The 26,111-nt window shown below is 62.7% G+C and carries 23 protein-coding genes and 1 pseudogene; 13 read left to right on the forward strand and 11 right to left on the reverse strand.

Annotated elements, in window-relative coordinates; translation table 11 throughout:
- Positions 1-50 precede the first annotated feature (50 nt).
- Genes JIN81_RS01715 through JIN81_RS01730 form a run of 4 tightly spaced genes read right to left on the reverse strand, consistent with a single transcriptional unit; the run spans position 51 to position 4,194 of the window.
- The gene (locus JIN81_RS01715; protein WP_200275672.1) at positions 51-989 is read right to left on the reverse strand and encodes an AAA family ATPase; all 939 of its coding nucleotides are present in this window, start codon (positions 987-989) and stop codon (positions 51-53) included.
- Positions 990-993: 4 nt separating this feature from the next.
- Positions 994-2,913 carry a hypothetical protein gene (locus JIN81_RS01720; RefSeq protein WP_200275674.1) on the reverse strand — a complete coding sequence of 640 codons (1,920 nt, stop codon included), beginning with the start codon at positions 2,911-2,913 and terminating at the stop codon, positions 994-996.
- Entirely contained in the window at positions 2,910-3,986 is a 1,077-nt protein-coding gene (locus JIN81_RS01725; protein WP_200275676.1) for a M42 family metallopeptidase, read from the reverse strand. The genes JIN81_RS01720 and JIN81_RS01725 overlap by 4 nt, the downstream gene beginning before the upstream one ends.
- Before the next feature lie 31 nt (positions 3,987-4,017).
- Positions 4,018-4,194, reverse strand: a complete 177-nt coding sequence (locus JIN81_RS01730; RefSeq protein WP_200275679.1) for a hypothetical protein — start codon at positions 4,192-4,194, stop codon at positions 4,018-4,020.
- A gap of 245 nt (positions 4,195-4,439) precedes the next feature.
- Here JIN81_RS01730 and JIN81_RS01735 point away from each other — a divergent pair, with 245 nt between their 5' ends.
- From JIN81_RS01735 to JIN81_RS01760, 7 genes and pseudogenes are all read left to right on the forward strand, one after another.
- A complete protein-coding gene (locus tag JIN81_RS01735) occupies positions 4,440-5,507 on the forward strand; it encodes a CPBP family intramembrane glutamic endopeptidase (protein ID WP_200275681.1) in 1,068 nt (355 codons plus the stop codon).
- Positions 5,500-5,706 (forward strand): annotated as a pseudogene (locus JIN81_RS19615) (double zinc ribbon domain-containing protein); the annotation flags it as partial. The gene JIN81_RS01735 and the pseudogene JIN81_RS19615, both read left to right, overlap by 8 nt.
- Positions 5,707-5,778: 72 nt before the next feature.
- Positions 5,779-6,237 (forward strand): ComF family protein, encoded by a 459-nt coding sequence (locus JIN81_RS01740; RefSeq protein WP_200275683.1) that lies wholly within the window; start codon positions 5,779-5,781, stop codon positions 6,235-6,237.
- A gap of 50 nt (positions 6,238-6,287) precedes the next feature.
- Positions 6,288-7,115 (forward strand): acetyl-CoA carboxylase, carboxyltransferase subunit beta, encoded by an 828-nt coding sequence (accD, locus tag JIN81_RS01745; RefSeq protein ID WP_200275685.1) that lies wholly within the window; start codon positions 6,288-6,290, stop codon positions 7,113-7,115.
- A gap of 37 nt (positions 7,116-7,152) precedes the next feature.
- Positions 7,153-8,364, forward strand: a complete 1,212-nt coding sequence (locus JIN81_RS01750) for a bifunctional folylpolyglutamate synthase/dihydrofolate synthase (RefSeq protein WP_200275687.1) — start codon at positions 7,153-7,155, stop codon at positions 8,362-8,364.
- Positions 8,365-8,415: 51 nt separating this feature from the next.
- Positions 8,416-9,111, forward strand: a complete 696-nt coding sequence (locus JIN81_RS01755) for an SDR family NAD(P)-dependent oxidoreductase (RefSeq protein ID WP_234044374.1) — start codon at positions 8,416-8,418, stop codon at positions 9,109-9,111.
- A 66-nt stretch (positions 9,112-9,177) separates the two neighbouring features.
- Positions 9,178-9,609: a hypothetical protein gene (locus JIN81_RS01760; protein WP_200275688.1), complete on the forward strand. Its 432-nt coding sequence runs from the start codon at positions 9,178-9,180 to the stop codon at positions 9,607-9,609.
- On the opposite strand, the gene JIN81_RS01765 is transcribed toward JIN81_RS01760, so the two are convergent.
- The 5 genes from JIN81_RS01765 to JIN81_RS01785 all read right to left on the reverse strand — a co-directional run bounded on the left by JIN81_RS01765 (position 9,599) and on the right by JIN81_RS01785 (position 16,401).
- The gene (locus tag JIN81_RS01765) at positions 9,599-10,438 is read right to left on the reverse strand and encodes a Wzz/FepE/Etk N-terminal domain-containing protein (protein WP_200275691.1); all 840 of its coding nucleotides are present in this window, start codon (positions 10,436-10,438) and stop codon (positions 9,599-9,601) included. The two genes, JIN81_RS01760 and JIN81_RS01765, sit on opposite strands and share 11 nt — an antisense overlap.
- A 199-nt stretch (positions 10,439-10,637) precedes the next feature.
- The gene (gene proS / locus JIN81_RS01770) at positions 10,638-12,146 is read right to left on the reverse strand and encodes a proline--tRNA ligase (protein ID WP_200275693.1); all 1,509 of its coding nucleotides are present in this window, start codon (positions 12,144-12,146) and stop codon (positions 10,638-10,640) included.
- 118 nt (positions 12,147-12,264) lie between these two features.
- On the reverse strand, positions 12,265-14,469 hold the full coding sequence (locus JIN81_RS01775) for a transglutaminase domain-containing protein (RefSeq protein WP_200275695.1): 2,205 nt from the start codon (positions 14,467-14,469) through the stop codon (positions 12,265-12,267).
- Positions 14,470-14,519: 50 nt separating this feature from the next.
- On the reverse strand, positions 14,520-15,248 hold the full coding sequence (locus JIN81_RS01780) for a M14 family metallopeptidase (RefSeq protein WP_200275697.1): 729 nt from the start codon (positions 15,246-15,248) through the stop codon (positions 14,520-14,522).
- A gap of 22 nt (positions 15,249-15,270) precedes the next feature.
- Positions 15,271-16,401 (reverse strand): citrate/2-methylcitrate synthase, encoded by a 1,131-nt coding sequence (locus JIN81_RS01785; protein WP_200275699.1) that lies wholly within the window; start codon positions 16,399-16,401, stop codon positions 15,271-15,273.
- Positions 16,402-16,528: 127 nt separating this feature from the next.
- Here JIN81_RS01785 and tsaB point away from each other — a divergent pair, with 127 nt between their 5' ends.
- Positions 16,529-17,185, forward strand: coding sequence for a tRNA (adenosine(37)-N6)-threonylcarbamoyltransferase complex dimerization subunit type 1 TsaB (gene tsaB, locus JIN81_RS01790; RefSeq protein WP_200275701.1), 657 nt, complete (start codon positions 16,529-16,531; stop codon positions 17,183-17,185).
- 39 nt (positions 17,186-17,224) lie between these two features.
- Here the strand turns inward: tsaB and JIN81_RS01795 are convergent, their stop codons facing one another.
- Positions 17,225-19,285 carry a glycosyltransferase gene (locus tag JIN81_RS01795; protein ID WP_200275703.1) on the reverse strand — a complete coding sequence of 687 codons (2,061 nt, stop codon included), beginning with the start codon at positions 19,283-19,285 and terminating at the stop codon, positions 17,225-17,227.
- A gap of 170 nt (positions 19,286-19,455) precedes the next feature.
- Between JIN81_RS01795 and JIN81_RS01800 the strand changes: the two genes are divergently transcribed.
- Both JIN81_RS01800 and JIN81_RS01805 read left to right on the forward strand, forming a co-directional pair.
- Positions 19,456-20,433: an MDR family NADPH-dependent oxidoreductase gene (locus tag JIN81_RS01800; RefSeq protein WP_200275705.1), complete on the forward strand. Its 978-nt coding sequence runs from the start codon at positions 19,456-19,458 to the stop codon at positions 20,431-20,433.
- The gene (locus JIN81_RS01805) at positions 20,433-20,729 is read left to right on the forward strand and encodes a hypothetical protein (protein ID WP_200275707.1); all 297 of its coding nucleotides are present in this window, start codon (positions 20,433-20,435) and stop codon (positions 20,727-20,729) included. The genes JIN81_RS01800 and JIN81_RS01805 overlap by 1 nt, the downstream gene beginning before the upstream one ends.
- Before the next feature lie 344 nt (positions 20,730-21,073).
- Here JIN81_RS01805 and rpsA read toward each other — a convergent pair whose 3' ends face one another.
- A complete protein-coding gene (gene rpsA, locus JIN81_RS01810) occupies positions 21,074-22,798 on the reverse strand; it encodes a 30S ribosomal protein S1 (RefSeq protein WP_200275709.1) in 1,725 nt (574 codons plus the stop codon).
- Between the two features lie 365 nt (positions 22,799-23,163).
- Here rpsA and JIN81_RS01815 point away from each other — a divergent pair, with 365 nt between their 5' ends.
- The 3 genes from JIN81_RS01815 (at position 23,164) to JIN81_RS01825 (ending at position 26,089) form a co-directional block, all read left to right on the forward strand.
- The gene (locus tag JIN81_RS01815) at positions 23,164-23,598 is read left to right on the forward strand and encodes a hypothetical protein (protein WP_200275711.1); all 435 of its coding nucleotides are present in this window, start codon (positions 23,164-23,166) and stop codon (positions 23,596-23,598) included.
- 40 nt (positions 23,599-23,638) lie between these two features.
- Entirely contained in the window at positions 23,639-25,405 is a 1,767-nt protein-coding gene (locus tag JIN81_RS01820; RefSeq protein ID WP_200275713.1) for a DUF389 domain-containing protein, read from the forward strand.
- Positions 25,406-25,528: 123 nt separating this feature from the next.
- A complete protein-coding gene (locus tag JIN81_RS01825) occupies positions 25,529-26,089 on the forward strand; it encodes a hypothetical protein (protein WP_200275714.1) in 561 nt (186 codons plus the stop codon).
- The last annotated feature ends 22 nt before the right edge of the window (positions 26,090-26,111 follow it).

Below are 26,111 nucleotides of genomic sequence, written 5' to 3' on the forward strand. Positions count from 1 at the left end.
GTCTTCGTTTCTGAGGCTCCCCGAAATTGTTGGGAGCTGGTGAGATCGGGTTACGGGGAAGGAACCTGCTCGACGATTTCCTCGACGACACCGCGTGCTTCGACGCCGGAGAGGCGGGCTTCGGGTTCGACGACGAGGCGGTGGGCGATGACGTCGGGAGCGAGATCCTGGATGGTTTCGGGGACCACGAAGTCGCGGGCTTCGAGAATCGACAAGGCCTGTGCCATGCGCATGAGGGCGAGGGAGGCACGCGGGCTGGCCGCGAGTTGCAGGTCTTCGCGACGCCGGGTGGCGGAAACGATTTCGACGATGTAGCTGCGGATCTCGTCGGTGATTCTGACCTGCCGCACGGCGGTGAGGAGGTCGATGATCTGGTCTCGCTCGACGGCTGGCTCGATGCTGTCGACGGGGTGCTTTTCGATCTGGTCGTTGAGGATGGCGCATTCGTCTTCGACGCTGACGTAGCCGAGTCGGGAGCGGATCATGAAGCGGTCCATCTGGGCTTCGGGAAGTGGATAGGTGCCGCGGAATTCGACCGGGTTCTGAGTGGCGATGACGAAGAACAGGCCATCGAGATCGTGGCGTGTGCCATCGATGGTGGCCTGGCGCTCGGCCATGGCTTCGAGCAGGGCGGACTGGGTGCGCGGGGAGGCGCGGTTGATTTCATCCGCGAGTAGGATGTCGGTGAAGATCGGTCCGGGACGAAAGCGGAATTGCTGGTTGGTCGGGTCGAGCACGGAGACGCCGAGAATGTCGGTGGGCAGCAGGTCGGGGGTGAACTGGACGCGTTTGAAGGTGGTGCCGGAAATGGAGCGCGCGATGGCTTTGGCGAGGGTGGTCTTGCCGGTGCCTGGGACATCCTCGACCAAGGCGTGGCCGCCGGCGGCGAAGCAGGCGAGGATACGGCGGACGGGGTCATCCTGGCCGACGACGACTTGTCGTACGGATTGTTCGAGTTGGTGGGCGGTCTCTTGAGGGGCGGCGGCCATGGGGTTATTGGGTGACGGTGAGGGATTCGCAGAGCTTGTTGTGCTTCTGATAGAGGGTGTCCAGTTCTTCGACGGCGGGTTCGGGAAGTCGGGCACGCAGGCGTTTCCACACGGAGTCGTTGATGAACCGTTGGGCCCGTGAGGTGGCGTGATAGAGGATGGCTTCGGGGAGGATGCGGGGGCCATTCGAGGTGACGACGATGGGGTGGAGCAGGCGGTGTTCCACCGGTTCATCCCCGTCTTCGTCGGTCCGGTGGACGATGGTGGCTCCCGCCCAGCGGCCGTGACGGTGGATGCCCAGGACTTCGTAGTGGGTGGGGGTGGGGAGTTCCTGACCGAGGAAGGCAAACACCCGGCGGATCGCGGTGTCATCGTCGAAGCCGGTGATGGTGGGGAAGATTTTCCGCAGGTCGGTGTCATCGAGTGCCTCCGTCCATGTTTTCGTGATGGCGCGGGCTTCGTCTTCACTGGGTGCGGGAGCATCGGCGAGCCCGCCGAGTCGGGGGCCGAAGTCCATGCCGGCCAGCCAGGCATCGGTGTCGCGGGCCTGCGCTTCATGACCCCAGTCGAGCAGGGCGGCGGGGAGGTCGGGGTCGTCTTCGGGGGCAATGGTCGAGACGATGGCCCAGCCCGTCTCGTCCTTCTTGAGGATGAGGTGGTGGAGGGTGGCTCCGGGAATCTCGGGTCGCTTCGGATCGAATCCGCAGTAGATCACCCATGCCTGGTCTCCGACCATGTGGGTGTCGAGGCGGACGGGCCGTTGGGTGCCGGGACGGAAGCTGCGCCAGAGTCGGGATGTCTCGCTCAGAAGCTGGGTGCTTTCCTCGACGTCGACGGCGCGGCTGAGGCAGGGGAATACGGCGGCGTAGTCGTCACCCGTTAGTGAGGTAAGGAACTCGTCGGCGAGTGCGATCGGCGTGTCGAAGGCCTTCCGCTCGTGGCTATCGATGAGTCGTCCGGGGAAGTTTTCGTAGTCGGTGGGAACGAAGTGGGTATTGGCGTCTTCGCTCTCTTCTTCCAGCAACCAGAGGGGAAGGCGGATGCGCCAGAGGCCGGCATCGGATTTCTCCAGGCTGAAATGGCGGATGGCCCAGTCTGCCGGGCCCGGTCGGGAGCGCGCGGCATTGAACATCCCGATGGTGACGGTGGCGTTGGTCGCATCGGCATCGGTGTGGAGCTCGACATGCAGCAGTGAGGGGTCGGTGAGTTCCTGCCACTGCCCATCCGCCTTCCATGGGGCGTGGAGGGCGCGGGAGGTGATGCTGACGATGTCGCGCCAATCCTCGGGAAGCTTGGGTTCCAGGCCGCCGAGGTGGGCGAGGGCGAGGGGGGTGTCGAGTTCCCGGCATGCGGCCATGAAATCTGCGACGATCTCCGAGGGTGAGTCTTCCATCAGTTCGTCCTTCGTCTTGCTGGCTTGGATATCGGTCAGCAGGTCGGACAGGATGTCTTCCCTCAAGCGTGTGAGGTGGTGGTTGCGACGGGTGAGCATCCACTTTTCGAGACGTGCGGCGGCGGCTCCCATACCGGGTTGGTAGCGGAGGCCGGTGTTCTCGAAGGAGGCGAGGACGGGGGCGGGTTGCCAGTCGTCGTCGCGGCGGATCAGTCCGATGGCGTGGATGGTGATCTGGCTCGGGTCGAAGTCGACGATCTGGGAGATGATGACGGCGGCCAGATCACCGTCGGTGGTTTCTTCGACGGCACGCAGGTCCCCTTGCTCCAGTCTCTTGCTCAGGCGGTTGAGGCGCTCGGCGATGACGAGCTTCTTTTCCTGAGTGGTGCCGGGAAACACGGCGGTGAACTCCTCCCACTTTCCGGGGGTGTCCTTGGTCGCCTTGAGGAAACCCATCGCCGCCTCTCCAAGCGCTCCGGCATGGGCCGCTGCGCTGGTGAGGATCAAGAGGCAGGCGAGGAGGCGTTTCACAGTTTCTGGTGAAAGGTGTCCTTCGCACTGAGGGACTGAATGAATCCGGTGAGGAGTTGGATGGTGTGCTCGATGTCGTCGAGATGGGCCGTTTCCACCACCGAGTGCATGCAGCGGAGAGGGAGGGAGACCAAGGCGCTCGGAACGCCTCCCCGCTGGGTGAAGATCTTGTCGGTGTCGGTGCCGGTGAAGCGGCTGCTTGCTTCATGTTGAAGCGGGATCTTGCCATCCTTGGCGACCTTGACGAGTTGATCGACGATCATCGGGTGGTTGGCCGTGCCGTGGGTCAGGGTCGGGCCGCCGCCGAGTTTCACGTCGCCGTGTTTCTTGGCGTCGAGACCGGGGGTGTCGGTGGCGTGGGTCACATCGAGGCACACGCAGGCATCCGGCAGCAGCCGGTAGGTGGCCATCATGGCTCCATGGCCTCCGATCTCTTCCTGAATGGCGTTGAGACAAACGAGTGAGACGGGTGGCTTGGTCTTGGCCTTGGCGAGGCGGCAGAGGACCTGGGCGATGATGAAGGAGCCGATCCGGTTATCGAGTGCCCGCGAGACGATGCGCTTGTGAGCGAGCTCCGTCGGTTCGTCCGCATACACGGCGAAGTGGCCGACACGCAGTCCGAGCTCGGCCACTTCCTCGGCGGACGATGCTCCGACGTCGACCCACAGTTCGTGAACCTGGGGTGCCTTTTCGTTGCTCAGCGAATCGCGACGGAGATGGACGGCTGTGTTGCCGATGATGCCGGTGACTTCACCCTTGTCGCCGAGCAGGCGGAGGCGACGCCCACGGGCGGTGGCATGGTCGGACCCGCCGACGCGATCGATCCGGAGGAATCCGTCCTTCTGGATGTGTTTGATCATCCAGCCGATCTCATCGGCGTGGGCGGCGAGCATCACGGAACGCTTGGAGCGCCCGGGGAGGGTGGCCCATGTGGAGCCATAGGCATCGCACTCGACGGTGTGGGCGGATGGTTTGAGGTAGTTGGCCCAGACGCGCTGTCCGGGCATTTCGCTTCCGGTCGGGCTGGGGGCTTCGAGAAGTTTGTAGAGGAAGGTGCGCTCGTTCTTGGTCATCGGAAAAAAGGGGTGCGTGGGCTTTCGGGGCTCAGCGGTCGGGAACTTCCGGGAAATCCGCCGGATCTTCGAGGATCTTGTCGATGCGTTCGATGTGTTCCCACGGGCAGCGTTTGCGTTGGTACTTCCTCCAGAGGATGTCGCGCAGGGCTTCCCACATCTCGCGTGGAACCGGGTCGATGGACTCCCAATCGGGGTCGTGCTTCAAGGTGGTCTGGAAGGACCATCGTCCTGCGTGACGATTTGCCCGCCAAAAGCGCAGGCCATCTTCTGTTCGTTCCCGCCATTCGTGCGATTCCATCCGCGCCAGTGTCGGCCCGGACCTTCGATCTTCCAAGCGTGGAATCGTGTTCGATGAAATCCGGGTGGTGGTCAAAATATGCGTATTCCGGGTGCGAACTGGCACGAAACTTCAAACTTGGCAGGTTCGGTTCGATATCTAGCTTTCGGGGCGTGTTGCGCACCCTCCAAAGCGACGTTTTCAAGATCCTCGTCTATGTGGCGGCCTCGCTGGTGCTGGCAGCGGCGATGGCGCCGTGGATCTACAATCTGGGGATGGGTGTGGCTGAGATTACCGAAGGGAAGGACACGAACGGCTTTCTTTCGTGGATCGGCGATGCGGCGCGGCGTTCGGAAACGAATTTTCCGCGCTTCTTTGACCGCTCACTGCTGCTTTCGGCGCTGCTGCTTCTCGGACCGGTGGTGGCGTGGCTGCGTGTCGGGCGCGATGGTCGGCGGTTCCGCGACACGCCATGGTCCTTGAGGCTTCCTGAGACGGTGGTGAGTGATGCGGGTCAGCCGCTGCGTTCGAATCCGAATGGGTGGCCGCAGTGGATCGTGGGGTTTCTGCTGGCGGGTGGACTGCTGCTGGTCTCCGGCTGGGTGATGGTGAAGGCCGGTTTTTTCATGTGGCGGGATGCCGCCGAGTCCGTGCACGGGGTGCCGAATCCGTGGTTGGAGGACATCCGTTGGGGTTCCGCCGTCCGCAAGGCCCTGCCCTCGGCACTGATTGTTTCGCTGATCGAGGAAGTGCTGTTCCGCGGGATTCTTCTCGGGATTTTCCTGCGTGCGATGAAGCCGGTCGCGGCGATTGTTTCCCTTTCGTTCCTGTTTGCCTTTGTGCATTTCCTGGAGCCTCCGATGGGGGCGAAGGTGCCTGACCCAGAAGCCCTCGACGCCGGGTTCGTGTTTCTCGGGCAGATTCTGGCCCGCTTCGCGGAGCCTTTTTCGATGATCGGCCGGTTTGCGATGCTGGTGACCCTCAGCGTGGTGCTTTCGGTGGCCCGCTGGCGGACGGCCTCCCTGTGGCTGCCGATCGGGCTGCATGCGGGCTGGGTGTTCTGCTATCAGGTTTTCAAATCCGCCACTTGGCCGGTTTCGGGGCTTCCCAAGCTTGCCGAATGGTTGGTCGGTGGTTCCCTGATGGAAGGACTGCTCCCGCTGGCCGTGGTGGTGATGACAGGGGTGTTGGTGGCCATGATGACGCGGGCCCGGACCGATGACCCTTTGGAGAATGCCTGACTGGGCGAATGCTCTGCGGCGGTTGGGGCGGGGCGTGCTGGATCTCGTCTATCCGGCATCTTGCCATGCATGCGGGCGAACGGTGGACGGGGGAGAGGCGCTCTGCAGTGCTTGTCGTGTGGGGATTCCTGATTTGAAGGATCCGTTTTGTGACACCTGCGGCGAGATGTTTGATGGTGCCATCGAGTCGTCCTTTTCCTGCTCGAACTGTCGGGGTCAGACCTTCCACTTTGAGTTTGCTCGGCCTGGAGTACCTCGTTCCGCGGAAGCGATGGAATTGATCCGCGACTTGAAATACAGTCGCCAACTCCATGTGGCTGGAGAAGTGGCCCGTTTGGTGGAGCGGGCGTTCTCGGATGGCAGGCTGGGTGAAGCGATTGCGGGGCGCTGGCCGTTGATTCCGGTTCCGCTCCATCGTCGGCGATTGCACTGGAGGCAGTTCAACCAGGCGCGGGAAATTGCCCTGCCGCTGGGGAAATTCGTCGGTCTGCCCGTGGTGGACGGGTTGAAGCGCATTCGCCCGACGGTGACCCAGACGCGCCTGAGCCGTCGCCAGCGGCAGCAGAACCTGAAAGGGGCATTCGAGGCGCAAAAGGAACTCGGCGGGGCGCCCGGAGTGGTTCTGGTCGACGATGTCTTCACGACGGGGTCGACGGTCAACGAGTGCTCCCGGGTCCTGCGCAAGGCGGGTGTCCAAAAGGTGGTTGTCGTCACGGCGATGCGTGGCTAGCCTCGGGCTCACTCCGAGCCGCGGGGTGTGCCAAATTTCATCACCGAATCATGGGGATTTTCGACAAGCCAAAGCTCCGCAGGAACCGCAGCAAGGACGTCATGCCTGAAGGCCTCTGGACCAAATGTCCGGAGTGCAATGCCATGCTCCACCAACTGGAACTGCGCCAGCATGTCCAGACCTGCCACCACTGCGGGAACCACTTCCTCATGGATTCCCATGATCGCATCGCCCTGGTGGCGGATCCGGGCACCTTCGAGGAAACCGAAAAAGGTCTCATTTCGGCGAACCCCCTCGGGTTTGCCAACTACCCTGAGAAGACCGCGATGCTGCGTGAAAAGACCGGGTTGGACGATGCCGTGGTGACGGGACGTCTCACCATCGGCGGGAAGCCTGCCATGATTGCCGTGATGGACTTCAAGTTCTTCGCCGGTTCGATGGGCTCGGTGGTCGGGGAAAAAATCACGCGTGCGGTGGAAACCGCGATTCAGGAGAAGCGTGGGATGATCATTGTTTCTGCTTCGTCGGGAGCACGCATGCAGGAGGGGATGCTTTCCCTGATGCAGATGGCGAAGACCTGTGGTGCCCTGGCCCGTCTATCGGAAGCCAAGCTTCCCTACATTTCAGTGCTGACCCACCCGACGACCGGGGGTGTCACGGCCTCTTTCGCCACCATCGGCGACATCAACATCGCCGAGCCGAAGTGCATGATTGGTTTTGCCGGACCCCGTGTGGTCAAGGAGACGACCCACCAGAACCTTCCTCCCGGATTCCAGACGGCTGAGTTCATGCTCGAGCACGGCCTGATCGATGCCATCGTTCCAAGAACGAAGATGCGCGAGAAGCTCGGTGCGCTGCTCGGCTACATGATGCCCTGACGGGTGATCATCCTTCCTGCGACCTGTCGTCCGAGCGATGAACTACCGCGAGTCCATCGACTGGTTGTTCTCCACCCAGTTGTTCGGCATCAAGCTCGGGCTGGACGGTCCGAAGCGTCTGCTCCGGCAGGCTCTCGCCTATCCATCCCACGGGGTGAAGGTGGTGCATGTCGCGGGGACCAACGGGAAAGGTAGTACTTGCGCGATGGTCGACTCGGTGGCGAGGGCGGTCGGCATGCGCACCGGCTTGTTCACCTCACCCCATCTGGTGGACTTCCGTGAGCGCATCCGGGTGTCGGGCGAGGAGATCCCGGAAGAGGCCTGCGCCGAGATGCTCACCGCGCTCCGGAGCTTGTGTGAATCGCTCGATGCGCATCCGACCTTCTTCGAGATCACGCTGGTACTGGCGATGCAGTGGTTCCGGGAGAGGGAGTGTGAATTGATCGTGCTCGAAACCGGGATGGGCGGGCGGCTGGATGCCACCACCGCGGTGCCTGCCGACGTGTGTGGCATCACCCCGATCGGTCTCGATCACACGCAGTGGCTGGGTGAGACCCTTGAAGAAATCGCGGTCGAGAAGGCGGGAATCATGGTCGAGGGCAAGCCGGTGATTTCTTCACCGCAGGAACCTTCGGTCGAGCGTGTCCTCCGCATGGAGGCCAACGAGCGCCGTAGTCCGATCCATGTCGTTTCAGAACCCTTGCTCGGGTATTCCCTGGGGATGCCGGGTGAGCATCAGGCGTGGAATGCCGCGCTGGCCCTCGAGTGTCTGCACGCGTTGGGGATTCCGATGAATTTCGAATCGGTCCAGCACGGGCTGTCGTCGGTGCAATGGCCGGGTCGCTTCGAGGTGATCGAACTGGATGGGCGTATTGTCGTGTTCGATGGGGCACACAACCCCGCCGCGGCTGAGGTGCTGGCTAAAACGTGGAAGGCCCGTTTCGGGGAACGGCGGGCCAGCCTGGTCTTCAGCGCTGTGGCAACGAAAGACTTGGCGGGGCTTGGATCCCGGCTGGAACCGCTGGCTCAGGAGATCCACCTGTGCCCGGTCAGTACAGAGCGGGCGGTGATGCCGACGGAGTTGTCTGAAGGATTCGCGGGCGATGCCAAGCTCCACGCTTCCGCGCCTGAGGCGTTCTGTGCGGCGATGCAGGGTGACGGCCCGGTGCTTGTCGCGGGTTCGCTTTTCCTGATCGGTGAGATCAAGGCGATGCTCAGGGGTGACGACTGGCGCAGCACGGAGCAGTAGGACTCGAGATTCTGCCCCTTGACGATCACGGAAGGGGACAGACGGTGGGTCATGAGCGATCCAATACTCGTTGTGGGGGGCAATTCGGGCATGGGCCTGGAAACGGTCCGACGCCTGAAGGCTGCCGAGGTCCCGATGATGGCAGCTGCCAGAACCCCGGGACCCTTGGAGGAGTTGGGAATACCGACCCAGGCTTTTGATGCCGGGCAAGGCGTCAATCTTGACCTTCCCGAGCGGCTTTCGGGCTGTGTGTATTTCCCGGGGAGCATCAACCTAAAGCCATTCCATCGTTTCGAACCGGCTGACTTCCTGAGTGAGATCCAGACGAATTTGATCGGCGCGGTATCAGTGCTTCAGGCGGCAATGCCCTCGCTGAAGGCATCCGAGTCTGCATCCGTCGTGCTGTTTTCGACGGTGGCGGTGGCGCAGGGAATGCCGTTCCACACCTCCGTGGCGGCAGCGAAGGGGGCCGTGGAGGGTTTCGCGCGGGCACTGGCCGCCGAGTGGGCGCCTAAGGTCCGAGTGAATGTCATTGCTCCTTCCCTGACGGATACCCCGTTGGCGGGTTCGCTGTTGAGTTCCGATGCCAAGCGGGAGGCATCGGCCAAAAGACACCCGTCCCAGTCGATCGGAAGCCCGACGGATGTGGCCGCACTGGTGGAGTTCCTGCTTTCCGATGCCTCGAAGTTCATCACGGGTCAGGTGATTCGTCCGGACGGTGGGCTTTCTTCCCTGCGCACGTTCTAACGGGTTCACCACCGTGCGGCGTTTTCCTGCTTGGGACCTCTCGAGGTTTCATGCATCCTGCCGCGAATGTCGGACAGCCGAGATCCGAAGCCGGTTCCGCTCAAGTTGGTGTCGATGCCGACCCAACTCGGGGATCTATCGGCCATGTCGGCGGCTGAGCGCGCCGAGCTTGTCGAGCAGGATGCGAAGCGGCGGATCCTCGAGGAGATGATCACCGCCGAGTCGGATGCTCTGCGCAGCTTCTTCTGGGCGGGCGGTTTCTGGTGCGGCGGGATCTGCGCATCGGTCGGCTCAGCCTTCCTGTTGGACGGCCCCCTGAGTCCAAGGTATGCGAACCCATGGTTCCTGGTCGTGACCTTGGAGATCCTCGCCGTGGTCGGGGTGATTGCAGCAGCGATTGCGATCTACCCGGCAATCTGGTTCGGCATCAAGTGGCTCAAGGCCATGCGTCGGCGTCGAGGCTATTTGAATCGGGGAACGCTGTTCGTCAGGAAGTGAGCGCAGCGCGTCGGGATGCGCGGCGGTTCAGCAGGGCCATCAGGGGAAGCGCGAGGATGAGGCCGGCCAGAAGTCCGCATACGGCACCGAGGGCGAGGTTAAGGGGGACCTGCGGAGAGACGGGGATGTGCGGGATGATCGGGCTGCTGTGAACGATGACCGGCTTCTCGGCGAGACGCTGTTCCATCTGCTGTCCGATTTCCCGGACCTTGAGTTGTTCGAGCAGTCGTTGGGAGGTCTCGAAGTCCGCCCGTGCGTCTGCGAATCCAAGGGGTTCAGGGGCTCCAACTGAATCTCCGGTCGATTGGAGACGGGTGAGGACTTTGCGCTTTTCCTCGACCGAATCCTCTTGTCGGTGGATCGCGTCCCGGAGTTCGGCGCGACTGGCTTCGTGTCTCTCGGAGAGCGCCTGCTTCCGCATGTCCGAGTAAGCTTCCACCGTGGTCTCCGTGAGCTTCTTGCAGAGTTCCGGGTCGGGGAGCCTCGAGCTGACTTGGAGAAGGTCGGTGCCGGTGATGGATTTCACCGAAATGGAGCGTCGGAGTTTGGCGTTCAGCTCGTGTTGAGGGAGCGCCCAGATTTGGGCGAGGTCGAGCTTCTCGCTGACTCCCCTGAGGACGGTGTCCGAGGTGAGCAGTTCGATCTGTGTGGCGATTCCCCGCTCAGCGGATTGGTGGGAAGCTGCGGGCACGTATGACTGGATCTGAATGGTGGCGGAGGATTCGTAGAGCTTCGGCTGAATGTAGCTCACCACCCCTCCACAGAAGAGGCCCACGAATGGTCCGATCACGACCATGATGAGGAAGATCCACCAATAGCGTTTGAACATGGAGTGATCGTGGCATTCTGAGCGACCTGCTGGCCACTACAACCTGCGTGCTGAATCCCAGAAGGGAGGGAGAGCGAGCTGGTATGCAGGCTGGGGGCAGGGCAGGTGGCTCTATGGGTGGGCGCGGGATGATGCGGCACGGAGCGGGACGCTCCGGCGACGGACTTGGAGCAGGATGCTCCAGCCACGGTGATTTGAGTCAGTAGCTGCGGCCCCAGAGGGCGCGGGCCTTGGTTGGCTCGCCGGTGACGAGGCAGGGCGCTTCAGCTTCGTCCTGCTTGTCGAGAGGGAGGCAGCGCACGGTGATCTTGTGTTCTTTGGACAAGACGTCCTCCTGGTCGGAAGACCCTGCCCAAGGGGTCAGGAGCCAGCCGGGGTTGTCCTGCTCCCAGTGCTTGTGGAAGGCCTCGAGGTCAGCACATTCGGCGATGTTCTCATCGCGGAAGGAGGTGGCGGCGGAGAGAAGGTTGTCGTGGATGTCCTGGAGGATGTCGGTGACGTTCTGAATGAACTCCTCCTTGTCCACGAAGGCCTTTTCGTTCGATGCCTGATCGCGGCGTTGGAGGCAGACCTTGCGGCTTTCCAGATCGCGGGGACCGATCTCGATCCGGATCGGAGCACCCTTCTTGACCCACTCCCACTTCTTGCCGGGGATGTCGCGCGAATCGACGTGCACGCGCAGCGGTTCGTTGTGGAAACGGTGACCGCGGAGGGTTTCCGCGAGCGCCTCACAGGCATCCAGTACGGCATCCCTCGTATCCGCCTTCGGGGTGACGGGAATGATGACGATCTGCTGGGTCGCGACGCGTGGTGGACAGACCAGTCCATCGTCGTCGGAGTGAGCCATGATGAGTGTGCCGATCAGGCGTGTGGAGACGCCCCACGATGTGGTGTGGGCGTGCTCGATCTTGCCCTCACGACCGGTGAAGGAAATGTCCTGGGCCTTGGAGAAATTCTGCGCGAGGTAGTGGGAGGTGCCGGCCTGGATGGCCTTCTTGTCCTGGACCATGGCCTCGACGGTCAGTGTCATGTCGGCGCCGGGGAAGCGCTCGTTCTCGGTCTTCTCGCCGGGGATCACGGGGATGGCGAGGTTGTCGCGAAGGAACTCCTCGTAGAGACGGTGGATCATGCGGGTCTCCTCGACTGCTTCCTCCTTCGTCTCGTGGGCGGTGTGGCCTTCCTGCCAGAGGAATTCGGCGGTGCGAAGGAAGAGACGCGGGCGCATCTCCCAGCGCATGACGTTGGCCCACTGGTTGATCAGAAGGGGCAGGTCGCGGTAGGACTGGACCCAGCGGGAGAAGGCGGCACCGATAATGGTTTCGGAAGTTGGCCGGATGACGTAGGGCTCGGCGAGTTCGCCGGTCGGGATCATCTTGGTCTTGCCGGTTTCCTCGTCCTTGTGTGCTTCAAGCCGGTGGTGCGTGACGACCGCGCATTCGGTGGCGAATCCTTCCGCGTGCTCCGCTTCCTTTTCCAGGTAGGACAGGGGAATGAGGAGCGGGAAATAGGCGTTCTGCACGCCGGTGCGTTTGAAGCGCTGGTCGAGTTGCTGCTGGATCTGTTCCCAGATGCCGTAGCCCCATGGCTTGATGACCATGCAGCCGCGTGTCTCCGAGTTCTCGGCGAGGTCGGCGGCCTTGATGACCTGTTGATACCATTCGGGAAAATCCTCGGAACGGGTCGGCTGGATGGCGGTCTTGGGTGGCATGGGAATGAGTGAAAATGAGGCGGTTTCTCTGCGCGTCACGCGGATGCGCGGCGCGCGGAGAAGAGACCAGAATCCAGCGCCCTGAGACCAGAGAAAAGAATGACAGGCTGGGTCGACCTCAATCGAGGGTCACGACGCCGGTGGGCGCGCCATGGGGGTCGAGCCGACGCGTGAGGGCGTGGCGGATGGTGTCGGCGGTCCGCTCCACTTGGAAGCTTCGGGGTTCGCGGTCGTTGACGGTGACCTCGATTTCTTTGTCCAGATCGAGCAAGGAGTCGTGGAGCAGCAAACGGGTGCCGGCGGGCACGTCGCCCTTGAGGGAGATTTTCTGCCCATCCATGGTCGCGACCATTCGCTGACCCTTGCTGGCGGTGCCGTCGGGAAGCTCGATCCAGTAGAAGCGGTCGTGGGTGACGTCATCCTGCAGCCATACGATCTTCTTCGGCCAGGTCCGGCGGGTGAACTTTGCCATCCATGGAACGGACTCGGCGTCCTTGAGTCCCATCCAGTGGGGCATGCCCTTGTAGATCCGGGACATGTGGATGTAGCCATCCTTGTCGGCGGCGTGCAGCTTCTCGATCTCCGCGGTTTTCGTTGCGGCGAGCTCGTTGCGCTTGTAGGCGCTGTCGGCACCTCCCATGAAGATGCCGAAGGGAAGGTTGCGCAGGCCATCCAACTTCGACTCGTTCGGGTGTCCAGCCATCATCGAGGCGGCGGCGAAGCGATCGGCCATTCGGGGAGCGAGCTGCCACACGCCGTCGCCACCGGCGCTGTAGCCCATGAGGTAGACCTTGTCCGGATTCACTCCACGGAGTGCCACCATGTTTTCGATGAGTCGGGAGAAGAGGGGGTCGATGTGATCCCGGTGCCAGAGGTTCCAGGTGTCGGTGGGGGCACGGGGGGCGACGTAGATCCCCTCCTTCGGTTGATAGAGGCGGATCTGATTCTTCCACTGCTGGTCGTTGACCCGCGCGGGTGCGCCGCCGCCGCCATGCATCGAGATCCACAGGCTGCGTCCATCCGAGGGAGCATCACCGAAGGTCTTCTCGAGCCAGCGCAAGCTGTGGTCGTCGAGGGTGATGGTTTTGGCATCGAGCTCCTTGCGGCGTTCCGGCATTTGCTTGGCGACCAGCTCCTGATAGATGGAACGGGTGGCGGCTGCGGCCTGCTCTGAGCTTAGAGGTCCGCTGGGGATGGCTTCGATTTCGGGTTCGGCGGGTTTGAGGTCCTTGACCTGGAAGTCCATGGTGGTCTCGCCGGCTGGAACATCGAAGAGCTGGGATTGAAGCAGGCTGCCATCAATTTCGAAACGGAGCCGATAGGATTGGCTGGTCTTGACGGGCAATCTCGGCATGTCGTTGAGGTCCGTGGTCCCGGCCTTGGTCGTGAATTCCTTAAGGATGCTGCCGTCCTGAAGGGTAAGCCATCCTTTGGCCGCAATCCGGGATTGGCGGCTCTCATTGGCGAAGAGGCGGACGCCGATCTGATCACCGCCGGTGGGGTTCTGCGCGTATCGCTCGGTGACATTGACGCCTCCGACGCTCTGCGACCTGGGTGCCCAGACCATGGGGAAATGGGTCCCACGGTGTTCCCAGGAAGTGGCGTAGATGGCGTGGAGCGGCTTGTCAGCATCGGCCTTGGCGGCATCGCCGGTGAACCAGCCGCGGTTGAGTCCCTTGGCATCGTATTCGTCGGCTCCGGTGAAGTGCCATTCGCCCTTGTCGTAGATCTCGACCCAGGTGTGGTTGCCGCGGCCATTGGTCCACAGCGGAGTGCCTACAGCACGTGCGGGGATGCCCACGGCGCGGCACGCATCAACCAGAATGATGGAAAGCCCCGTGCAGGTTGCTTTTCCCTGCTCGATGGATTCCTTGGGGCTCTGGTTCGTGCGTTTGCGCCCGGTGTGGTAGTGGGTCTTGATGAGCTTGAAGAACTCCTTGTTGAGACGCTGGGCCGCTTCGCTGGCGCTGGTGGCTCCTTGGACAATGGGCGTGGCCTTTTCCAGGAAATCCGCCCGCCACGGGTCACGAGGTTCATCGAAAACGGCGTAGGGTAGGACGTCGTTCAAAAACACGGCCTCGGGTAGTTCCTTGGCCCACGGGAAACTCGCTTTGGCTTCGAATGCGAGGTCGAGATTCTCGTTGAGAAAGTCGGCGGTGAGATTTTTCCGATCCTCCTCCTGCATGTGGGCGATGAGGAATTTTGCCGCTCTGGCACCTGAATCACCGTGCTTGGCTTCAGAGTGCTCAATGAACTCCAGCAGGGGGGCTGGAAGGGCCTTGGCCAAACCCAAACAGAGGAGAATGAAAGCGAAGAATTTCATATTGATGGGGCAAGCGACGCAGGCTCCTGAATCGATCTAATCGAAGTTGATCAGGTGCGGGTTGCAGCGCGCACAGCAGCGCAGTGGGCCGCGATCCGGTCTTCGAGCTTCGCGCTGCTGGGAGTTTCGAAGGTGAAGGAGAGCGGGCAATCGCGCTTGGCGATGTAGATGGCCTCGGGCCAGTGCTCGGGGAAGTCGGCTTCCGCCTCGTGGTAGATCCAGCCCGGCGAGCGGACCGGGTGGTCATCGATGTCGCAAGCCGGCTCTGGCGGGAACCACGGGCCGACGGCATCAAGGATGGAGGAGGCTCGGTCGGGGTCGTCCGCGCCCAGATTGATCTCGTAGAAGTAGAAGCCGGTGCTTTCCCAATCCTCGTGGAGGGAGAGGAACATCCGCGGGACGGGGCGCTGATCGAGCCAGCCGGCGTGGGCCTGGACCTCGGCGGTGATGCGGGACAGGTAGTCGCGATTCAGGTCGTGACCTTCGCCATTTTCCCGGGTGCCGGCGGCAAGCCCGACTGGATTGACCGCAGGGCAGAGGGTCCACGACGGGCCTGTGTCGAAAAAGCCATCCTTCAGCAATGCCAAGGCGGCGAGGGGGCCGGCGGGTTCGTCGCCGTGGATTCCCGAGGACAGGTAGAGTGGGTCGCCGTCGCCGGGCGAGCTGAATCCAAGAATCGGGGCGGCGGAGGTTTCCGCGAGGCTGGTACAAGAAAAACCCCGCTGCTCTGCCTCATCGCGGAATTCGCGGAGAAAGAGGGCGGGGTCGAAGGGGTTCACAAGCGGAAGGATCCGCCGCGGATCAGCGGCTTTCGATCGGAGGAACCGGCATCAGTTCAGCGGGACCGGTGTAAAGGGTCAGCGGGCGATAGAGGCGGTTGTTCCGGAGTTGCTCGAGCACTTGGGCGGTCCAGCCGGAGGTGCGGGCGATGGCGAAGATCGCAGTGAAGAGATCGGTCGGAATGCCAAGCGAGTAGTAAACCGTGGCCGAGTAGAAATCGACGTTGGCGTTCAGGCCCTTGCGTTCGCGCATGATTTCGGCGATCCGCTCGGACATCTGGATCCACTTCGGTTCGCCAAGCTCATCGGTGAGTTCGATCGCCAACTTGCGGAGGTGGGGCGCACGAGGGTCGAGCACCTTGTAGACGCGGTGACCGATGCCCATGATCTTCTCCTTGCGGGAAAGCTTGCCTTCCACGTAATCGTCCACCTTGTCGAGCTCTCCGATCTCCTCGAGCATGTGGATCACGCCTTCGTTGGCACCACCATGAAGAGGGCCCTTGAGGGTGCCGATCGCCGCAGTGACCGCGGAGTACATGTCCGACAGGGTCGCGATCGTGACGCGGGCGGAGAAGGTCGAGGCATTCATGCCATGATCGGCGTGAAGGGTGAGCGCGACGTCGAGGATCTTGGTGGCTTGTTCCGAGGGCTCTTCCCCGTTGATCAGGTAGAGGAAGTGGGCGGCTTCGCCGAGGTCTTCGCGGATCGGTGGGAGCTCGAGACCGTTTCGGAAACGCTGGAAGGCGGCGACGATGACGGGGATCTTCGCCACGATGGAGACCGCGATGGCGGCGTCTTTCTGGAGGTCCGGGTCGCCGATGGCGACGCGTTCGTCGTAGAGACCGAGCATCGAAACCGCGGTGCGGACGACGTCCATCGGGTTGGCGCCCTTGGGTGCGGTCTTGAGGAAATTGATCACGCCTTCAGGGAGATTCCGCTGTGAGCGAAGGCGCTTCTTTCCGGCGGTGAGCTCGGTCTGGTTCGGCAGGTGACCGGTGTGGAGCAGGAAAATGATTTCCTCATACGAGCAGTTCTCAACGAGGTCGTCGATGTGGTAGCCCAAATAGCTCAGGCGGCCCTCCTTGCCTTCGACGTTGGAAAGAGCGGATTCGTTGGCGATGACACCTTCAAGGCCTTTTGCGTATGCGGTCATGACTGAGATTGAGAAGTCTGCCAATTGTCCACGGCAGACGGTGGGAAGAAAGCGAGTCGGCGTAGTCGGTGCAAGGGAGAATCTGGAAACCTTGCCGGGTGGGCCCCGGCGGGATACAGCTCGCGGCGTGCCGACCCTGTTATCCATTGAATCTAGCACGTCGCATGCCTCCATCGCCCTGATGACGGAGGATGGGGTGATTTATGAAGGCGGATGCGTGAGCGATCGGCATCACAATGCGCTGATTTTCGCTCCTTTGGAGGAAGCCATCGAGGCGCTGGGTGACCGCAGGATCGACGAGGTGGTCATTGGCACCGGCCCGGGAAGCTACAGCGGGACGCGCGTCGGTATCGCGACGGGACAAGGGGTGGCGCTGGTGCATGAATGCCCGGCAATCGGGGTTTCGTCGCTGCTTGCGGCGGGACTGGAGCGGGGAGTTGCCATCGGCGACGCCCGGCGGGGGAGTGGGTGGACGGCGGTTCTGGCGAGTGGGCAGCTGCCTGACCCTCAAATACTTCCGATTTCCGAGCTGGAATCGGCACTGGAGGACAAGGCGCCTGTTTTCACCTTCGAGGACCCGGAACGCTTTGTCTTTTCCAAGGAAGTGGCTGTCGACAAGCTCGTGCCCACCGCAAAGCGGCTGGCTCAGGCCTGGCGGTCGCTTTCCGAGGCCCAGCGCGAAGCGCTTCGAGCGGTCCCTCCGCAGCCGGCCTACCTGAAGCCTCCGCATATCACCGAGGCGAAAAAGGGGCATCCTCTGCTGCGGGGGCGGAGCAAGGGATAGCGGCAATGCCGGCCGATCTTGTCGGTGCTCAGGCAGCGGTCAGTCGATGATTTCCGCCTCCTGAAGGAGCGGAAGCCGACGGGCATCTCCCCAGACCCGGAAAAGGAGTCGTGCCTGGCCGAGGTCGTGGCGTTCGCAGGCCACGAGGACCCGGGTACCGTCGCGTTCGAGGTCCCACGGGTCGGTCGAGCCACCCGGCAGCCATCCGGCTTCCAGAAGGTCCTGAAGGGCTTTTTCGCGTCCGGTGGATGACCACATGGCCCACTCCGAGTCGGGCGGAGCAGGCGGGGTAGGGTGGGTATTGACGGGGCCGGAGAATCGTCCGATGCGGGCCCGCGAGCGGAGGCGGGGAGCCATCCAGGTGATCAGTCTGAGCAGTGCGCGATTCCACGGCTGGGCGTGGGCCGAGGCGAGGTCGCGCAGCGGTTGCATGTGCACATTCATCTCCTGATACCCGGCCAGGCCCATCGGGCCGTGGTAGATGGTGGCCGCCCCGGCGATGCGGACCGGGGCGCCGGTGTAGATCATGCCGTGCCAGCGGGCGTCGCCGGAGGGGGAGAAGCGCGACGGGTGCTTGCGCATCAGCATGGCCTCGGCGAGACCGTAGCCGACCTGCTGCTTCAGGTAGGCTCGAAGCGACGGCCGACGGTGGTGCCAGACGAAGGCGGTGGGGGCGAAGCCGATGCGCTTGCCGGCATCCCGAAGCCGCCAGCAGAAGTCGACGTCGTCCCCTGCGGTGCGGAAATCGGGATCGAAGCCGCCAATTTCGAAGAATGCCGTGCGGGTGACGGCGAGATTGCAGCCAGGCACGTGCTCGGCTTCCTCATCATCCAGCATCACGTGGCTCGCCGCACCCGGGGCTGCGGCGACGATGGCCTCCGTGGAGGTCGTGGGCGGAGGAGGCAGATTCGGGCCTCCGGCAGCATCCCATCCGTGGGAAAAGCAAATGCCCAGATCGTGCAGCCAGTCGGGGTCGACTTCGCAGTCGTCGTCAGTGAAGACGAGGATCTCGCCCGTGGCAGCTTCGGCTCCGGCATTGCGGGCGGCGCTGAGTCCGCTTGGAGGGAGTTGAATGAGCTTGGCCTCGGGGAAATTTTTTCGGACTCCGTCCGCGGTGCCGTCCGTGGAACCGTCGTCGACCACGATCACCTCTGCCTTGACGTTGCGCAGTTGAGCGATGGAGGCCAGGCAGTGGCTGATCCGGGGCCAGCCGTTGCGGGTGCAGACGATGACCGAGAAGCGGGGTGTGGAAACTTCCGGGCGGGGATTCCCGAAAGCGGATGCCACCGCTGCCAAGGCTGGCTTGGGCTGTCCTTGGCGATCGATCAGCCCGAAGTCCCAGTCGAGGACTTCGGCGCCATTATTCCACCAGCGGTCGCTCCAGGCATAGACGGTGAGCCCGGCTGCTCCGAGTTCGCGGCAGGCCGCCACGGCCCACGTCAGGGCGGCGGCTTGTTGCTCGGGGCCACGGCGGCGCGAATCGAGCCCGAATTCCGACACCAGCACCGGTCGATCCCCGGCGATGTGGTGGAGTCGCTTCAGGTAGGACCGGAAGGCCGGTTCATCCTCGAGGTAGACATTCATCGCGGTCAGGTCCGCGTTGCCGGGTTCGAGGTATTCGGTGGAGGGATAGTTCGCGTAGGCCCAGATGAGCTCAGGACGGCGGCCGCGGCCGAGATCGATCAGTTCCTCGAGTGCGGCGAGCACCCGGGTCGGGCCCATCCAGCGAACGAGGTCGGTGGGCACCTCATTGGCGACGAATACTCCCGCGAGCGCCGGGTGGTCTCCCGTGGTGCGCAGCCCGGCATCGAGCGCTTCCCTCGCCTCATCCAGACCGTCCGCGCGCAGAAAGTCGGTGGACTGATGCCACACCAAGCCCGCGAACACCCACAGTCCCGCTTCAGCGGCGGCGTCGAGGAGCTCACGAGGGGGCCACCCGTAGAGTCGCAGGGCGTGGAACCCTGCGTCCCGGATGCGGCGGAAGTCCTCCGAGAAGTCCCCGGGCCATCCGCCGGGGAACGGGCCGTAGGTGACCATCCTCAGGAACACGCGCTGGTTGCCCGCGCGGAGGAATTTGCCATCGACACTCAGCCGCTCCATCGGCGGGAGGCTATCGACCGAGTGATGGGTCGGCCAGTCCTTTGAGAGGCAGTCATTTCACACGCCGGTGATTGGAATCGGGAGGCGATTCTGTTGGGATGGGTCATGCAAACGACGAAAGCGGAAAGCAACAGGTCGGCCGGGTCGACTCAGGAGAAGGAGGCATCCCGATGAAAGCACTCGTATTTGATGCCTTCGGTGACCCGAAGACGGTCATTGCCTGCAAGGAACAGCCGAGCCCGCCGCTGGATGCGGATCAGGTGCGGCTCAAGGTGCTGGCATCGCCAGTCAACCCTGCGGATTTGAATCTCGTCGAGGGAACGTACGGCGTGAAGCCCCCGCTGCCAGCGGTTCCGGGCATCGAAGGATGCGGCGAGGTGATCGAGAGCCGGAGTCCGGCCTTTGAAACCGGCGACCGCGTCATGCTTCTCCATCGCTCCGGCATGTGGGCCGAGGAGGTGGTCGTGTCGGCTTCATCCTTGTTCAAGCTGCCGCCTCAGATCGATCCGCTGCAAGCGGCCATGCTCAAGGTGAACCCGGCCACGGCCCTGCGGATGCTCACGGGCTTCCGCACGCTGCCGAAAGGTTCGTGGGTCGTGCAGAACGCCTCGAATTCGGGAGTCGGCCGCTCGGTGATCCAGGTGGCCAAGGCGCTGGGCCTTCGTACGATCAACCTAGTACGTCGGGAATCGCTCTTCGAGGAACTCAAGCAGATCGGGGCGGATCATGTGTTGCTGGACGACGCCTCCGCGGTCGATCTCGCCCGCGAGATCGGGGGCGATTCCGCACCCGCGCTCGCCCTGAATGCCGTGGGGGGAGACAGCGCCCTTCGCTTGATGAACATTCTCGGTTCGGGGGGCGTCCACGTGACCTACGGGGCGATGGGGCGTCGACCCCTCAAAGTCCCCAATGGGCTCCTCATTTTCAAGGACCTGGAGATCCGGGGATTCTGGCTGACGCGCTGGATCGACAAGGCACCGAGGGAGGAGCTGGACAACGCCTACGCCTTCCTCGCGCAGGAAGTTGCAGCAGGCAGGTTGGAAGTCCCGGTGGACTCGACCCACGAACTGGGTGATTTCCTCGCGGCCTTCGATCGTCTCGGCAGCGCCGACCGGAAGGGAAAGGTGTTGTTTGCTCCCGGCATTTGATGGAGCTGAAGTTCACACCGGTCCGAGTCGGCCTGCTGGTCCTGCTCGTGGTCGCCTACGCGATCCATGGCGGTTTTGCGGTGCCCCCGGAAGCACCCCGCCACCTCATGAGGACATGGGTGAGCACCCTGGTTCTCTTCCTGGCCAGTGCCGTCTCCGCGACGGTGGTGGATCACTGGATCGGCCTGATCGATCGATCCAATCTGCGCTGGTTCTACGTGGTCGTGGGGGTGTGTGGAATGGTGGGAGCCCTGATCATGCTTCACGTCTTCCGAGAGCGTGTGGCAATGCTGTAGGGAGCGCGGGCAATCCTGCCCGCGGAGCCGCCTGAGGAGGAGGTGAGGGCTGCTCGGGTGGTTTTTGGGTTTTGCGTTGGCTGTCGGTGCTTCTGCGGGCGGGATCGCCCGCACTCCTTACGCTGTAGGGAGCGCGGGCAATCTTGCCCGCGGAGTTGTGTGTGGCGGGGGTGTGGGCTGCTCGGGTGGTGTTTGGGTTTTGCGTTGGCTGCCGAGGCTTCTGCGGGCGGGATCGCCCGCACTCCTTACGCTGTGGAGAGCGCCCGCGCTCCTTACGGACACGAAAAAGCCGGGAGGGGTGGACCCTCCCGGCTTTGTGAATCGTGGCGCTTGCGCGCGGGCCCTTAGCCTTGCTCGTCCTCGTCTTCGGAGGATGGGCTCCACTCTTCGGCAGCAGCTGTCGCGAGATTGAAGGCCTGTTCGAGTCCCACCATCTCGGAGGATGGGCGGAGGCTTTCGAACGAAGCGCTTTCCTTCTTGAGCTCCTCTTCCGAGTAGCTGACGGCCTTGATCGAAAGACCGATGCGGCGCTCGACCTTGTCGACCTTGATCACGCGGGCTTCGATCTCGTCGCCCACCTTGATGACGTCCTTGACCTTCTCCACGTGGTCTTCGCTGAGTTGCGAGATGTGGATGAGGCCGTCGATGTCGCCGTCGAGGCTGACGAATGCGCCGAAGGACGCGATCTTGGCAACGGTGCCCTTGACCAGGTCGCCGACCTTGAAGCGGTCGTCGATGAGGCTCCATGGGTCGTCTTCAAGCTGCTTGACGCCCAGCGACACGCGCTGGTTGGCCTTGTCGATGGAAAGCACGATCGCTTCCACTTCGTCGTTCTTCTTGAGAACCTCGGAAGGGTGGTTGATCTTGCGGGTCCAGGACATGTCCGAGACGTGGACCATGCCGTCGATGCCTTCCTCGAGTTCGACGAATGCGCCGTAAGCGGTGAGGTTGCGGACAGGGCCCTTGATGGTGGCTCCGATGGGGTAGCGAAGTTCGATTTCGTCCCATGGGTTCGGCTCGAGCTGGCGGACACCGAGGGAGATCTTCTGCTCCTCGATGCTGATGCCCAGCACGACCGCTTCGATTTCCTGGTCGATTTCCAGCACGTCGCTCGGGCGAGTGATGCGCTTGACCCAGGAGAGTTCGGATACGTGGACGAGACCTTCGACACCGCGCTCCAGTTCGACGAATGCGCCGTAGGGAAGAAGCTTGGTGATCTTGCCTTTGACGTTGGTGCCGATCTGATACTTGCGCTCGATGTCCTCCCAAGGGTTGTCGGTCATCTGCTTCAGGCCGAGGGAGACACGCTCCTTCTCGCGATCCACGTCGAGGATCATGACTTCGACCGGCTGGCCGATCATGAGCATCTCGGATGGGTGGTTGATGCGGCCCCACGACATGTCGGTGACGTGAAGAAGGCCGTCCATGCCCTGCAGGTCGACGAACGCACCGAAGTCGGTGATGTTCTTGACGGCGCCGGTGACCTTGTCGCCGATCTTGACGGTCTGGAGGAAACGCTGGCGGAGTTCGGCGCGCTCGGCCTCGATGACCTCGCGGCGGGAGAGTACGATGTTCTTCCGGTCGTCGTTGACCTTGACGATCTTGAACTCGTAGATGTTGCCGACGTATTCGGTGAGATCTTTCGGTGGAATGATGTCCACTTGGGAACCGGGAAGGAATGCTTCGACACCGACGTTGACGGTGAGTCCGCCTTTGACGACTGCCTTGACCTTGCCGCGGACGAGACCTCCGTCTTCGTAAACGCGGACGATCTTTTCCCAGTTCTGTTTGTGGGCGGCCTTCTCCTTGGAGAGGACGACCATGCCTTCGTCGTTCTCGAGCTTCTCGAGGAGGACTTCGACTTCGTCTCCGACTTCGATGTCTTCGTCTTCAAACTCGCTGGCCATGATCGTGCCTTCGGACTTGTAGCCGATGTCCACGAGGACGACCTGCGGGCGGATCTCGATGATCGTGCCCTTGACGATGGAATTTTCACTGAATTCGCGGAACTTCGAATCGATGAGTTCGCTCAGTTCAGTGTTGGTGTTTTCAAGCACTGCGGTGCTCATAATGGTTGAGGTTAGGTTGGTTTGGTTAATCGCTTGTCCTTCCGAGTTGCCCCGATTTTTCGACTGACACGCTACGGGGCTCCGACACGCGCATCAGCTTTAGGAAAGAGAAACGGGCGGCGAAACTAGGGTCTGGGAAGCCCTTGGCAAGGCCAAAAGCCTTTGTTTTCAGGGCGTTCTGCGGGTGAAATGGACACTGGTTTTCGAAAGGATGGGAGTTTTTACGTGGATTTCTTGCTCGGAGGGGGCGAGTGCGACGATCGTTTCGAGGGTGGGATTGGGCACCGCGCGGTCAAATTTCTGGGAATGGAAGCTGATTGCTCTTGAGAGAGGCAGGGGAAACACGGTGGCTTAGGCAACTGATCATGAGGCCATTGGAGATTTTGTGTGGAGGTCTGGTGACCGTTTTTCTGCTCTGGGCCTGGGTGGATTCGAGGCTCCACTCGTCGAGTGTGAGTTGGTGGGCTGGAGTGACCCGCACGAGCGTCTGGGTGAGCGCCTCAAAAGTGGAGATTGAAGCCCTCGAGTATTCGATCGCTCCGTTTCCTCGACCAAGTGGCTTGGAGTGGACCCGCGCGCCCGGAACCCGCTTCCGCGGTGGGGTGACATCATGGCTGCCTGCTCTGGGGCGGGATGAGATCGCCGTGCATGTTTCTACCTCGGTCTCTCCGGTCGCGCAGGGTTTCGTCTACGTGGTGCCGTTCTGGTTGGTCGTGTTGGTTTGGGGACATCTATGGCTGGTGATTTCCTTGATCTGGAGGTGGTGGCAGCGAAGGCGGATGGAAGAGGTAGCCTCATAGGTAGGCTTGGCAGGGCAGCGGGGTCGTGCATGCTGGGACCATGCCGCTCTTGTTAGTGATCCGATATCCCGAGGAAGGAGAAGGGCTCATGGCGTGGGGGCGCCGGGCGGCGGAGGCGCTGGATGTGCCGATGGAGGTGCTCTGCTGCCGGGACAAGGAGGGAGGATTGGTGTGGCCGGAATCGGACGAGTTGAAGCCTGACTACATCGGGGAGTTGGGGGAAGGTGAACGGTGGGGCTGGGTGAACATGGATGGCGCGTTGGAGTCGCTGTGCGAGTATGTTTCACCGGGGAAGGTGAGCTTTCTCCTGATCGGGAAGCACAACTCGGGACGCGGGGCGAACGACTCCCCGGAGCGCCGGCTTTCCCGAGCGGTGTTTGATCGGGTGTCATGTGCGGTCGGGGTATTGAGGTTGCCGGAAGAGGAGCGGAAGTGGGCGGGAAGAGTCTTGGTGCCCTGTGCGGGCGGGCGGAACTCGCGGGTGGCCCTTCGTCTTGCGGAGAAGCTCGGAGGAACGGGCGCGACGGCCTTCCTGGTCGAGCCGGATACGGACGAGGTGTCTCAGGAGGTGGGTGCGCGGTTGCTGGAGCGCGCCGTGCTCCGAGCAGGAGTCGATCCGGTGGCAGTGACGCGAAAGGTCGCGCTGGGGACCCAGATCTCGGATGAAATTCGCAAGGAGGCGGAAGGCGGGAACTATGAGCTCCTGCTGATCGGGGCAAGCGGGACGGGCTCGCTGCGTTCGAAGCTGTTCGGCACGGTGCCGGAACGACTTCTGAAAGGGCCCGGTGGTCTGGCCATCGGAGTGGTCCGCGCGGCCTTGCCGAAGGGTCAGCAGGTCCGTGAAGCAGTGGGGCGGGTCCTCAGACTTTCCGTGCCGCAGCTGGAGCGGGAGGAGCGCATCGTCTTGGTCGACGAGGTGGAAGGGAAGGCGAGATGGACCTTCGACTTCGCGGCACTCATGATCCTCGCCACTACGATCGCGGCCTTCGGCCTGCTGGCCGACTCGGGCGCGGTAGTGATCGGAGCGATGCTGGTGGCCCCCTTGATGACGCCGCTGATCGGCGGGGGGCTCGCGGTGGTGCAGGGGAACTGGCCTCTGTGGCGGCGCAGCCAGAAAGCGGTGCTGCTGGGGTTCTTTTCGGCGCTGGTGATCGGATTGCTGATCGGTTGGGGTGCCCGCGGGCTGGGATTCGGGCTGACCGGTGAATTGGCGGCGCGGGGGGAGCCGACGCTTCTCGATCTGGGCATCGCGTTCGTTTCCGGCATCGCGGCGTCGTACTGCCTGGCTCGTCCCAAGCTCAGCGGAGCGCTCGCCGGCGTAGCCATCGCGGCGGCCTTGGTGCCTCCGATCGCCACCGTTGGGATCTGCCTTTCGCTGGGCGAAACGGATACCTCCCGCGGGGCCGGCCTGCTGTTTGGGACCAACGTGGTCGCGATCGTCCTTGGGTCAGCGGTGAATTTCTATCTGGCGGGCATCCGCGGCAAAGCGGCCAGCGGTGTGTGGGCCCGGCGCTTGGTGATCATTCTTGCGCTGGTCTGCGCCGGGATCTCGGTTCCGCTGACGTCGGTGCTGGTGGGGAAGGTCACCGCGCCACGTTTGCTGGAACGCAGCTTTGGAGAAGTCGCCCGGGATGGTGGATACCGACTGCTGAAACTGAGACGCTCGCATTCCAAAGGTGAGCTGCTGATCGAACTGGATCTCGCCGGTCCCGCTCCACCGGATCAGAGCATGCTGCAGGAGCTTCGCAAGACGGCGGGGCAGGGGGTTCGACTCAGGGTCAGAACACTGCTTGAGACAGAGCTCTGAATCCCGGATTCAGCGGAGTACGATCCCCGCTACCACGGGTGTTCCACGCCAAGTAGTTTAGGAAAATTGATCATTGACGATTCTGTAAATCTAAGGGTATTTGTTCCTCAAAGAATACTCCCCATGATCATTCCTTCCAGTTTGCAACCCTTGCCGACGGTTCCTGTTTCCGATGATGAGGCCGCGGCGAAGGCCATGGAGTCGGAAGCATTTGTCAGCGACCGGTCCGTCCGCCAGCTTTTGGTCGGTCCTCTTTCGCTGGAGCACGAGCCCACCGTCATCCGGTCGAATCCGGATGATTTCGTCGGGCGCGTGGAGTCCCCCTTCATTTCACTGGCGGGACGCGAAGAATGCGCGGATGCCCCTGCCAAAGCGTTCGCGCCGAGTGGGCCCCATCCCGCCTTGGCAGCGCCGCGTCGCGCCGCGCCGCCGGTGCCCCGTAGCATGGTGGAGAATGGATTTGGCCGGCATGGCCGCAGCGAGCGTCGGCTCGTGATCGGCATGGGAGTGGCCGCCGTGACCTTGGTTGTGGCCGCCGTATTCTCCGGATTCGTGCCGATCGAGGTGAAGGCCAAGCAGCCGGTCCCTGCCGTGGAGGTGACTCCGAGCGAGGTGACTCCGGTGGTGGCACCTACTTACCAGGACGCCTTGGCGTTTTCGGTCGAGGAAGTTGCCATGCCCTGAGCTTGCCCGGGCCGTGTCGCCG

The organism is Haloferula rosea, from assembly GCF_016595525.1.
GTDB lineage: Bacteria > Verrucomicrobiota > Verrucomicrobiia > Verrucomicrobiales > Akkermansiaceae > Haloferula > Haloferula rosea.